Origin of the sequence: Catenulispora subtropica (assembly GCF_039531675.1) — a bacterium.
GTDB lineage: Bacteria > Actinomycetota > Actinomycetes > Streptomycetales > Catenulisporaceae > Catenulispora > Catenulispora subtropica.
In genome coordinates, this window is sequence record NZ_BAAAQM010000053.1 from 1 (window position 1) to 11,265 (window position 11,265).

The following is an 11,265-nucleotide window of genomic DNA, read 5'->3' on the forward strand; positions in this document are numbered from 1 at the left end:
CAGGCCCCACTCGTCATCGTTGAGCTCACGCCGCGTCACATCAGCGTTCTACCAGTCCCAGCATGATCGACGACCCGACACGATCCTGACCACCAACGTCGGCATCGCCGACTGGGCCAACGTCTTCGGCGACGCCACCGTCGCGGCCGCGATGCTCGACCGTCTGCTGCACCGCGCCGCCGTCGTCGGCATCGACGGACCCTCATACCGGCTGCGCAACCACCAAAAACACATCACCGTCCTGCGCGAAGGAGTCAACGCCCGTGTCTCCTGAAACCGCCACCTGCCCGATCTGCAAAGGCGAGTTCGACGTCTCGCCCTACGGCTCCGACCGGCACGTCTACTGCTCCGACCGGCACGTCTACTGCTCCCGCCGCTGCCGCGAGCTAGCCCGGTTGCAGCGCGACCACGCCAAGGACGCCGCCGCCCAAGCCCGCCTGGCCGCCGGCGCCAACCCGGACATCGTCATCGGCAAACGCACCTCCGTGAAACAGAACCCGAACCCGCCAACGCTCAGCGGTGCCGCCACCGGCCAGGCCCTGGAACCGGCAGCCCCCCGCTCCTGTCCGCACTGCGGCGAGGCCATCACCATCTTCGCCCTGCTCACCACGCCCGAAGCCGCCAGGCCAGCCCTGCCGATGGGCAACTCGGCTGGCAGCGGCGTCATCCCGATCCGCCGCGCCTGAACCCTCGCCGGCGGGTGAGCATGTCGGCCCCGCCTGCGATGATCCTCCCGTCGACTCGACTGGAGGATCATGGGCATCGGCTACAAGACAGCATGGCTCGCAGTGCCAGACGCCTCGCCCGAGGCCGTCGCCGACGTGCTGAGTCTGCGGCACCGCCAGGCCATGGCCTGGACCAGCGGCACAGATGCCGCATACCGGCAAGGCGTGTTCGTTGCTCGCCCGGTGTCGTCCTGGACGCTGGCCCACGGCCGCATCCACATGCCCGGGGCCTTCGAAGCCTCGGATCCGCGCTTCCCCGACTGGATCCGCGAGCTGAGCGCGCAGCTTGGCGAGGTTCAGTTCTTCGCGACCGACCGGATCGATCGGCGAAAACCACGGCTGGGCCCGGGCCGCCGGCGGCGAGATCATCCGCGCCTACTACTACGGCGACGCCGCCGTCCCGCTGCACATCGGCGATCCCACGGACATCGAAAACGAGCTCGGCGTGGGCCACCGCTGGCTTGACGAGGGCTGGCAGACCTGGGACGAACCAGAGTGGGACGCCTTCTTCGAGACCGTCCCGCGCGAACAGCACGTGATGCGCATCGCGCAGCGCTGGAGCATCTGCCCGCTAGAGATCCCGGAAGAGTCCGTCACAGACCCGGGAATCTACGGCTTCCCACCGGACGTCGAACCTCGCTGACCGCTCTGGACGATGCACGCTCGCCTTCATGGCATGCCATCAACCAGAGCACCGACCAGCAAAATCAGAGAGCCTTACCACCACAGCCTGGCAGGCGCCGCAGACACCAACGCGCTTGTCGGCCCCAGCGGTAGGGGACCGCGATTGACGCATTCGAGTCCGTGTCGGCGAAAGGCCCGGTGCGGCCTTACGGCCCGCCCTAGGCTCTCGTCATGGACCGAGTAGACCTCGAGGCACTCATCATCCGCCTCGTCGATCAGGTGCAGTTCAACGGCTACGCCGTAAAGCATGACGTGGAGGACCCCGCGATACTTCGCGAGCTCATCAGGAAGGAAGCACTCAATCGCAGCCTCCGTGTTCTCACCGGCATCGCGAAAGGTGACGATCGTACGGTCTGGGCTTGCCGTCCCGACGAGGACATCGAGTTCCTACGCCCGACCACGGACGAGGAGGCGGCGCGGGCGGTCGAAGCCATGGAGCGTGCGATGAGAGAGCGAGAAGATCCTCCGGCGTCCTGAACCCGAGCTGGTACGACCTCGCGTGCAGCTACCGGCCACCGTCACCATCGCAGCCGTCAACGATTGGCTATGACTGACATCCCGGTCAGGGTCTGGGTAGTCCGTCGCGGGCTGTCAGCTCGTTCAGGGTGATGAATCCCTGAAGGTTGTGCTCACTGTGCCGGTCAAGGACGTCGGCCAGTTCGCGGTAGACATGCTCTGTCGTTGAATGCTCGTAGCGGTCGAGCAAGGTGTCGTCCGCGTGGCTCACGATGACGGGCCAAAGGTCTGGGTCGTCGCTCTCGACAGCCCAGTAGTAGGACAAGTGGCCGTCGGGAGTGAAGCCCCACTCCAGTAAGCCGCCGGGCTTGGGATGTAGTCCGTACGGTTCCAAGCCGAATGGATACACTTCGCCGGCGATGCGAAGGCTGCACGACCACTCGGTAACGATGTCGAGTGCGTAGAACTCGTAGTCAACGGGGAGAAACAGTCCCAACCATTCCCCGAACATGCCCGGGCCGAAGATTTCGGCCAGTTCCTTGTAGTCAGCGGGCAGCCGAGTTCCTAACTGCTGCTCGGTCGCAGCCCAGTCGAACGGGTGACGTTCGGTCCGTGTCCAGCCAGTAGTCGCGATGATGCGATCGATCCATCTTCGGTCCATGGCGTGAGTTTGCCTGTTGTGTCTGACAGCGCAAGTACTCCCGGTCCACCGTCCAGCTCATGGCCCGAAGCTGCGGTTGAACGACACCCAAGATGCAGACGTGAGCGGCGGTTTTCGGCATGATGCCTGCCGACAAGATTCGGTGGCATGCCCTTGAGATAGAGGTGTTCGCCGACGACGACATCTTGCCGATGAAGGGCATGCGACGGCCCTCCCGGGGTCTCTTGCCGGAGCCGTCCGGCCGGCCCACGCTGCGCCGCACCATGAAGCTCGTCGTCCTTGCGGCGCTGGAGCAGCGCACCTCGCTGCGCTACACCATGCCTGGCACGACCGCAGCAGAGACCGCCAGCTACATCAAGCATCACCTCGGCCTGGCCGGCCGCGCCGACAACCTGTTCACCGACGACGCCTTCGCCTTGATTCACACCACGGCCCGCGGGTTCCCCCGCGCGGTGAACAACCTCGCGCTCCAGTCGCTGGTCGCCACGTTCGCCGGCGACAAGTCCCTGGTCGACGAGAACGCGGTCCGCTCCGCAGTCGCCGAAGTCCTGGACTGAGCCGAGAAGGCGAACAGACCCGGACCATGCGCTGGAAACCAGCCCTGAACGCCTTCGACATCACCTTCGACGGACGCCTGTCCGCCGGACGGAAGTAGACCCCTACATCAAGCCCATTACACCGTTAGATGGACAGTTCCCCATCACCGCGGATGAGCACGCGGTCTGGGCCTACCGGCCGAAGAGGGATGAAGAGTCCGCGACCCAGATCGCCAAAGGAGCGTGAGGAGCTGCCCCCAGCACAGAGGGAGTGCAGACGGATCTAACTGGACGGCAAGAGGGCTCCTGACCGCGTCCGACGCCAAGGCTGGAATGGCTTTCTACCGAGGACGCAGAACCCTTCGCGACTGAGTCGTCCAGACGCGACGACCATCCCTACTCCCAGGGCCACCCGGTTTCGAGGCCCTCCTCGATCAGCGGGATCAACCGGAACGCGGCGTCGCTGAGCCCGCCGAAGGTATAGCGGCGCGGACCAGGTTCGGCATGCCCGACGGCGTACCCGGCCAAGTTCCACGTGTAGACGGGAACCTCGTTGGGCACCGGGGCGAGGACGGAGGTATCGGAGCGGAAGGCCTGCTCGTCGGTGATGATGATGACGCGGTCGTGACCCTGATAGTGGGTGCGCACCGCGTTCGCGGTCTCGGTGCCGCCGAGGTCGTGGAACCGGTCGAGGGCCGCCAGGACGGTGTCCTGCGGGCCCACCTCGATCCGGCGGCTGCCGGTGCCGAACTCGACGAGGTCGACGTGCTCGCCGCGCAGCGCGAGGGCGGTGCCGAAGATGGCTGCGGAGTCGGCGCGGGTCAGCTCGGTCCGGGCCTCTGGGGTGAAGAACATCGAGCCGGAGCGATCGACCAAGACCAGAGTCCTGCCCAGCAGTCTGGGCACGTTGGCCAGAGAGTGTGCGAGGGCGGTCTCCAGGGCCGCGCCCCACCGCTCACTGTCTGCGTGCCGGTACGCGGCCAGATACCGGAACGGGAACTGCCGGGAGCGGATCACCTCGTCCCGGTCGCAGATCCGTCTGGCCACCTCGGCGGCAGCCGGCTCCCCGATCCCGGCCTGGTCGAAGTTCCGCAGGTTGCGGACCAGCGCCATGGTGCCCATCGACGGTATGACGGCCTCCCACACCGCGGCGTCGAGCGGGCGCTGGAGCCAGCCGGCCAGTGTCTCCCACGTCATCCCCGCTGCCGCCAGGCGCTGAGCGCCGCCGGGGTCGGTGACCAGGGCGTAACGAGCTTCTGCCGGAACGGCCATCAGGGCGTGGTGCGACTGCAGGAGTTCCTCGCCCGCCGGCGGTGCCGCCGAGGCTGAGCGGTGCCGCCGGTCCAGGGCGTAACGGAACACCGCTGCCTGCCAGGGCCGGTCGGGCGCCGGCGCGGGATGAGTCAGTTCCAGGACGTCGCCGAAGCGGAAGGCCTGCGAGTCGGTGTCGTACTTCAGAAGCGCCCGGCCGGTGTAGAGCCGCTGCACGGCGTCGGCGACGCCCCGTTTCACGGGCATCGGCAGTTGCCGGCCGTAGCGCGAGGTCCAATAGGCCAGCAGCTCGCCCGGCTCGTCAGGACGCTGCAACACCGCCGCGATCGCCTGGCGCGAGTAGCCATGCCGCCGCGCTTGCTGCCGAGCTCGCGCGAACTCCGCGGCACCGACCAAGGAGGCGGTTCGCATGTTGGCCTCTGATCGGAGCCACCGCAGCAGGCCCAGGGTCCACTCCGGGTCGCTGAGCGCGTGCTCCCAAATCAACTCGACGTAGCGGCGGTCACGAGACCCGGCCCGCTCGTAGAACGTGTGCTGGCCGACCATGTTCGCCGCCGCGAGCAGAAACAGTTCCGACTTCGGGTCGCGGACCCAGCCCACGCCACGCTCGTAGTTGCCGGCCTGCAGGGCCTGACTGAATGTGTCGGTCTGCCACATCGAGCGGTTCACCGCAGATCGCGGCGCGAGGCGGCGGGCCGCAACGAGGTCCGCCGCATCGATCTGGATCTCATCCCGCGTCGCAGCCTTCAGCTGTTGACGGTTGAACCGGGTCATCAGACATCTCCATGGACACGACAGCGGACACGGGAAGACAGGGACCGGTAACAAGGCCTGAGGAGACGGCACCTCCCGAGATCCGAATGGGCACCGGGGTGTTTGGCAGAAGTAGCCGGGGCACCGCGCAACGGGAGGTGTGACAGCAGAAGCTACTCGGCAAGGCCCAGAGGCGCATCCCATTTATTTGAACGGTGGGGGCAGCGTCACGGGAAGTGGCCACCGTCCAGTCCTCCGCTCCCAGACTGAACGTCACCAGCGCCTCCTTCCTCGCGGACATGCGCGAGGAAGTGCCGAAGCCCACCAGGTGAGCCGTCCGCGAGGCGAGGCTGATCGGCACCCGCGCAAAGTCCTGGCCGCCAGCAGGTCGATGACCTCGTTGGTCCAGCGTTGGATCGTGTGGCGGAAACGGCGTTGCCGCCGGCGAGGTCGGCGACTTCGGGAGCATGAGCTTGCTCCCGAAGTCACACGTGCCTACCTCGCTGCGCTGCCGTTCACGCGCTACCGCGTCGTTGTGACGGCATCCGACGCTGCGTGTGTCCCCAGCGGGATTGGGTCGTGGTGCGCTTGGTTGACGATGACCCGGCCGGCGACTTCGAGCTGGGCCGCGATCTGCTGCGAGATCATCGGCGGCAAAGCTGCCGGCCCGCCGAGCACGTCCACCGTGGTGAGGCCACCGGTTGCTGCCAGCTCGTGCGCGTAGTCGGCGTCCGGGCCGTAGAGGCCACTCGGGTCAGTCAGTAGCAGCGGTCCGCCGACGTGGCCGATCATCGCGCCGCCGGACAAGGCGTCGGGCCAGCTGGCGGAGGTTGCGAAGGCCGCTTGGGACATGCCGCCGAAGAAGGAGCGGGCGACGAGCAGGGCGGTGTCCTGGCGGGTGTTGCCGACCAGCTTGATGCGGGTGAATTCCTCGCCCCAGTGGAGCTTCCCGGCCATGTACGCGTCGATCACCGCCTTGTCGCCGGGACCGCCGACGGTGACGATCTGGGTGTTGCCGATGCCCATGCGCTGGTCGATCGGGAACACGGTGTTCAGGTAGGCGGCAGTCGCCGAGGGCATCGACGATCCGGCGGTGAGGACGAGTGGCTGGCCGGTGGCGCCGGCGGCCAGTGCGTCGGGGAAGTTGTCGCCGCTGGCGATCAGCATGACCTTGGGGTTCGGGTCCACCGTCTTGGCAATGGCCACCGAGGTGGCGTAGCGGTCGGGCCCGGCCAACCGCAGCACCGTGTAGTGCAGCTTCTGCACCGCGGACGCGACAGCCGGAGACAGGGCGCTGGTGCCGCCGAGCAGATAGACCGTGCCGCCGGGCGCCAGGACACGCTGCAGCTCGCGGGCCACGTCAGGAGCCAGGGCAGTCGGATCGGTGATCAGCAGGGGGGCGTTCTTGCGAACCGCGAGGGAGGAGCCGCCGAGCGCGTCGGCGTAGGTGTCGGAGCGGGCCAGGACGACGGCGTCGGCGTGGTCGCGAGCCGGATCAGCGGCGCCGTGGTCGGCGAAGTCGTGCTGGGAGGCGGCGATGGCGGTGTGGATCCGGTCGGCGCCGGCGATCCGGGTGACGTGCGACGGACGCGGAGCGGGCCGCCAGGCCGGTGCGTCGGCGTTCGGGATGCTGCCGACCGGGGCCCCGCCGACCGCCGGGACCTCGACGACCTCGTGCCAGTTCGGCATGACGTAGGCGAGGGTGCGCCCGTCCGGGGACCAGGCGGGCTCGGTGGAGTCGCTGTCGTCATGGGTGATCTGGCTCAGGCCGCTGACGCCGTCGGCGGCGACCGTGAAGACCTGCTTGACGCCGCGGGAGTCAGCTCGAATGAACGCGATCCGGCTCCCGTCCGGTGAGACGGAGGGCTGCCCGGCATTTGCCATGAACAGCGTGGTCTTGCCGCCGGCGATGCGGTAGACGTCGGGCTGCGGCGTGGGTCCCGGGACACTGGCGTTCGGGATGGCCTGGCGCTGGAACAGCAGGGAGCCGTCGGCGGCCCACGTCGGATGCGTCGCATAGAACTCGTTGGACGAGTACAGCGTGTACTCGCGGCCCGCGAAGCTGCCGTCGAGGGAGGCGAGCATGATCGTCACGCCGCGCGAGAAGGCCACGGTGCCATCCGGTGCCACCGCCGGGTCCGTGTCCGGGCTGTAGACGGTCGGGCCGGAGGCGGTGATCGCGATGTCGCCGCTCCCGTCCGGCAGGTAGGAGTGCAGCCGGGAGTCGCGCGTGTAGACGATCCGGTTGACCGACGGAGACCACGCGGCACCACCGACCGGTACCGTGTACCCGGGCGTCGGGGTCGCAGTCGAAGGCCCCAGGTCGGCGCCGCCGGTACCACCGTCAGTGTCCATGATCATGTGGCCGTCGCGGACGAAAGCCAGCGGGCCCGTCGTCCCCTGTGGCGCCGTCGGGGGCAGGCCGGTCGGTGCGCCCCCGGGCAGGGCCCCGGTCGCGTTGAACCGGATCAAGGCTTCGACGGCGGGAGACGAGGCGGTGTCGCAGTGCTGGTCGAACCCGGCCTCCAGCTTGGTGACCGCGCCTGTGGCGTCCGTCTCGATCTGGTAGACCGTGAGATCCGCGAACGACGTCGTACAGCCGGAGGAGTTGTACGCCATGTCCAGCCCGGCCGACGACGCAGTGGACGTGCGCCCCATGTTCTTATAGGTGGTCCCAGCGGTCAGTTGCGATCCGGTCGGCGCCGACAGGGTGATGTCCCACCGGTCTTCTCCGTCGCGCGCGTAGACGTTCAGGAAAGTGGCGGTACCGGTGACCCCGACAGTGGGCATCACTCCTGCCTGATGCGGCACCAACCGGTTACCCGGCGCCGCACGATATGAGAGCTGCGACGCGCTCGGCGTATCGTCGGCTGCCGCGACGGTCGGGTGGACCATCGTGAGGCCTGATCCGACGGCAAGCGTGGACAACGCGATGGATGTGATGCTGCGCCTCATGACTTCCCAGCCCTCCCGAGACCGCGGCTCCCCACCGCGAGACAGTGGCGTGATCGTAGCCCATCGCCTGCCGTGCCTCAGGACCCTGGTACCGGATGCATCGCCCGAGGCCAGAAGGTGAAGCCAACCTCTCCGACTGCATCGAGGGAGGCTGGTGGTGTATGAGACGGCCCGCGGGTGATCCGTGTTCAGGTGAGGCGATCTCAGGGCTGCGGGTTCGGTGATCGGCCCGCCGGTGGTGCCGTCGATGGCTGCCAGGCGTAGGAGCTTGGTCAGCCTGATCGAGGCTGCAGCGGCACGGATGTTTTGTAACTCTGGCATAAGCGACTTTCAGGTATATTGCGACCTGTGGTGCCTGTGCGACGGTTGATGGCAGACCGCTACCGGCGAACATGCATGCGGCTTGCTGGAAGGTGCATGATGCAGGCGGCTGACGAGACTCCTGGCGTGTCGCAAAACAAGCGCGCTGCGCGGGCACGGACATCATGAACGCCCGCACCAGCACCGCCACGCAGGACGATGCATGGCCCTCCAATCGCAGGGTCGCCTGGACGTTCCTGCGAGTGGTGGGTTCGGTTATCCTGCTGGTCACCCTGTATTACGTGCTGCCTTTGGACCGCTCCAGCACCACGCTCACCGTCACGATGCTCGTGATCGGGCTGGCGGGGTTCGTTGCGCTGGTGGCCTTCCAGGTCCGCACGATCGTCACATCCCCATACCCGGCGTTACGGGCCGTCGAGGGACTGGCTACCAGCGTCCCGTTCTTCCTGCTGCTGTTCGCCGCCGCCTACGTCGCACTGGCCGACTTGTCGCCCACCAGCTTCGGTGAGCACCTCACGCATTCCGATGGGCTCTACTTCACCGTCACCGTGTTCTCCACTGTCGGGTTCGGCGACATCACCGCCAAAACCGAGATGGCGCGGCTGGTGGTCACTGGTCAGATGATCACCAATCCGATTATTTACGGCGTGGCCATCAAGGTCTTCGTGCGCGCGGTCCGACGCGCCCAGCGACGCAAGGCCGAGCCCGGCGGACTCCGAAGCGAGCGTGACTGATGATGAGCAACGGTTTCACATTCGTCGACCACGTCCGGCCCGACGGCGCCGTGGTCCGGTGGGGTTCGCGGCGCCACCGCAAACACCAACGCCCCGCCGGCGGATCGACCTGGTGGGCTCCCTCCGCCCGCGGCTGGTGGATCGCCGTGCTGTTCGCGGTCGGGTCACTGCTGTTCGCCATCGGATCGGTGCCCGGCTACAGCGATGCGGTCGGGGCCCAGTGGGACACCATCACTTACTTCGTCGGATCGCTGTTCTTCACCACGGCGTCGTTCCTGTCATACCGGGAGGCGGTCGACGCCGCCCCGAAAGCGCAGAACCCCTCGCACCGGCGGTTCTTCGTCTTCCAGCCGCGGCGCATCGATTGGTGGGCCACCGCCGTCCAACTCGCGGGGACCTTGTACTTCAACGTCAGCACCGGATTCGCGATGGCTCACAACCTGTCCGCGGACACCGCCCACAAGCACGTGTGGCGGCCGGACGCGATCGGCTCGGTGTGCTTCCTGGTTTCCAGCTTCCTGTGCTGGTACGAGGCCTGCCACGGGTGGGCGGCGTGGCGGCCGCGCACCTGGTCCTGGTGGATCACACTGGCCAACCTGGTCGGATCCGTCGCCTTCGGCGTCTCCGCCGTGGCCGGTTACATCAACCCGGTCACCGGCGAGGTACACAACCTCGGCGGAGCCGATACCACGACTCTGATCGGCGCGATCTGCTTCCTCGTCGGCGCCGTGCTGCTCCTCCCCGAACGCACTGAGGAAAGCCAGCGAGGCCTATGAGGCCGGGTGCTTTGCCGCGTCACGCTTGCTGACTCTCGCCTCAGTGCGGGGTACTGGACACTTGTGCGGCCGAGGAGTCCGCAAGGTCAGACAGCAGCGTTTCGATGACGTGTTCCTCCTCGACCCGGAGAGCGTGGGCTGCGATGTGGTGTCGCAGCTCTGGATCCCATGGGGTGGCACGGGGCTCAGCCGGCTGGAGGGGTGTTCCCAGTCCGCGGGCGACGGCGTCGAGATAGGCCGCATGGTCGTAGCGCCAGGGGGTGGCGGGGGTTCCGGTGCCGGCGGCCAGAGCGAAGACGCCTGCGGCGATGCGGGTGCCTCCCCAGTCGAAGTCGCCGTGATAGCGGAGTGTCGCGCCTCGCGCGATGAGCCAGCGCAGGATGCGGGTCGCGGCCACGGACGGGCTGCCCTCCAGGCAGATCAGTGGTGGGCAGGCGGGGCCCAGTTCGGCGGCTGCCGCCGACACCACGGCGGGGTTCTCGCAGACGCTGATGGTGGTGCCGGACAAGTCGCGGGCGATCGCGGCTTCGGTCTGCGTGGTGGCCGGGAGGGATTCGAGGTGTCGCAGGGTCAGTACGAGCGGCTCGCCGGCGGTGGTGCCGAGGGTGAGGAGCCGGGCGATGAAGCCCTCGTCGTCCTGGGGTGGGATGTTGAGTACGAGGACGCGTGAGGAGAGGTCGTCAGTGGCGACGCCGGCGGTGGCCCAGGCGTGGCGGCGGCCTTCTGCGTCTGCCGTGTCCGAGGCTGCCATGCCGGCCAGTGATCGGAGTGCGCTCATCACGAGTGCGGTGAGCGGGCGGCCGTCGTCCAGGGCGTGCGCGTCGCCGACGGTATGGGCGGCCAGGACCGGCCGGACGATGCCGGGGTGCGGCAGCACGGACAGGACACGGGCCGTTCGCCGAGCGAGTTCGGCGCCGGTCACGGGGTCGGCCGCCCGGCGTTTGAGCAGGCCGGTGGTGCGGACGCGGTGCAGCCAGGGGGCGAGTTCGGGGCGCTCGGCCGCCAGGCGGTCCAGCGGTTCGTAGGCGGATTCCCAGGCGATCTGCGTGGCGGACTCGACTTCTCGGCGTACGGCGATCGGGCCGCGGAGCACCTGAGTGGCGACGGCCAGTCCGGCGGGGCAGATTCCGGAATCCTTCAGGACGGTGTCGACATCCGACAGCCGCACTGTCAATGACCTGCCGCGGCCGGGAGGCCTTCCGAGCAGCCGTTCCACCGCGCGGCGCTGTTCCGGCGTGGGGGTGCCCAGCGTCGCGGTCCCCTCAGCGGCCGGGATTCCGCCGATGATCCGGTCGGCCACCCGGTCCACCAGCCATTTCAGCTCCGGGACGCCGAGCAGCCGGTGCAGGCGCGCGAGGTCGACGGCCGCCCCCGTGTCGTCGTCGGCCATGG

The 11,265-nt window shown here is 68.0% G+C and carries 10 protein-coding genes and 1 pseudogene; 7 read left to right on the top strand and 4 right to left on the bottom strand.

Annotation, left to right across the window (positions count from 1 at the left end):
- The 4 genes from ABD466_RS34195 to ABD466_RS34210 form a co-directional block, all read left to right on the top strand.
- Nucleotides 1-274: ATP-binding protein (locus ABD466_RS34195; protein ID WP_344661384.1), on the top strand; the 274-nt coding region annotated here is incomplete at its 5' end.
- Nucleotides 264-686, top strand: a complete 423-nt coding sequence (locus tag ABD466_RS34200; RefSeq protein WP_344661385.1) for a hypothetical protein — start codon at nt 264-266, stop codon at nt 684-686. The genes ABD466_RS34195 and ABD466_RS34200, both read left to right, overlap by 11 nt.
- Before the next feature lie 325 nt (nt 687-1,011).
- Nucleotides 1,012-1,368: a hypothetical protein gene (locus tag ABD466_RS34205; RefSeq protein WP_344661386.1), complete on the top strand. Its 357-nt coding sequence runs from the start codon at nt 1,012-1,014 to the stop codon at nt 1,366-1,368.
- A 212-nt stretch (nt 1,369-1,580) separates the two neighbouring features.
- A complete protein-coding gene (locus tag ABD466_RS34210; RefSeq protein WP_344661387.1) occupies nt 1,581-1,886 on the top strand; it encodes a hypothetical protein in 306 nt (101 codons plus the stop codon).
- A gap of 85 nt (nt 1,887-1,971) precedes the next feature.
- Here ABD466_RS34210 and ABD466_RS34215 read toward each other — a convergent pair whose 3' ends face one another.
- A complete protein-coding gene (locus ABD466_RS34215) occupies nt 1,972-2,526 on the bottom strand; it encodes an SMI1/KNR4 family protein (RefSeq protein WP_344661388.1) in 555 nt (184 codons plus the stop codon).
- Nucleotides 2,527-2,765: 239 nt separating this feature from the next.
- On the opposite strand from ABD466_RS34215, the pseudogene ABD466_RS34220 reads away from it, so the two are divergent.
- A pseudogene (locus ABD466_RS34220) lies at nt 2,766-3,083 on the top strand (ExeA family protein); the annotation flags it as partial.
- 375 nt (nt 3,084-3,458) lie between these two features.
- Here ABD466_RS34220 and ABD466_RS34225 read toward each other — a convergent pair.
- The gene (locus ABD466_RS34225) at nt 3,459-4,991 is read right to left on the bottom strand and encodes a TROVE domain-containing protein (RefSeq protein WP_344661436.1); all 1,533 of its coding nucleotides are present in this window, start codon (nt 4,989-4,991) and stop codon (nt 3,459-3,461) included.
- A 618-nt stretch (nt 4,992-5,609) separates the two neighbouring features.
- Nucleotides 5,610-7,877 (bottom strand): cell wall-binding repeat-containing protein, encoded by a 2,268-nt coding sequence (locus tag ABD466_RS34230; protein WP_344661389.1) that lies wholly within the window; start codon nt 7,875-7,877, stop codon nt 5,610-5,612.
- Nucleotides 7,878-8,527: 650 nt separating this feature from the next.
- Between ABD466_RS34230 and ABD466_RS34235 the strand changes: the two genes are divergently transcribed.
- Nucleotides 8,528-9,097, top strand: coding sequence for a potassium channel family protein (locus ABD466_RS34235; RefSeq protein WP_344661390.1), 570 nt, complete (start codon nt 8,528-8,530; stop codon nt 9,095-9,097).
- A 2-nt stretch (nt 9,098-9,099) separates the two neighbouring features.
- The gene (locus ABD466_RS34240; protein WP_344661391.1) at nt 9,100-9,873 is read left to right on the top strand and encodes a hypothetical protein; all 774 of its coding nucleotides are present in this window, start codon (nt 9,100-9,102) and stop codon (nt 9,871-9,873) included.
- Between the two features lie 40 nt (nt 9,874-9,913).
- Here ABD466_RS34240 and ABD466_RS34245 read toward each other — a convergent pair whose 3' ends face one another.
- Nucleotides 9,914-11,263 (bottom strand): TIGR02679 family protein, encoded by a 1,350-nt coding sequence (locus ABD466_RS34245; RefSeq protein ID WP_344661392.1) that lies wholly within the window; start codon nt 11,261-11,263, stop codon nt 9,914-9,916.
- Nucleotides 11,264-11,265: the final 2 nt, after the last annotated feature.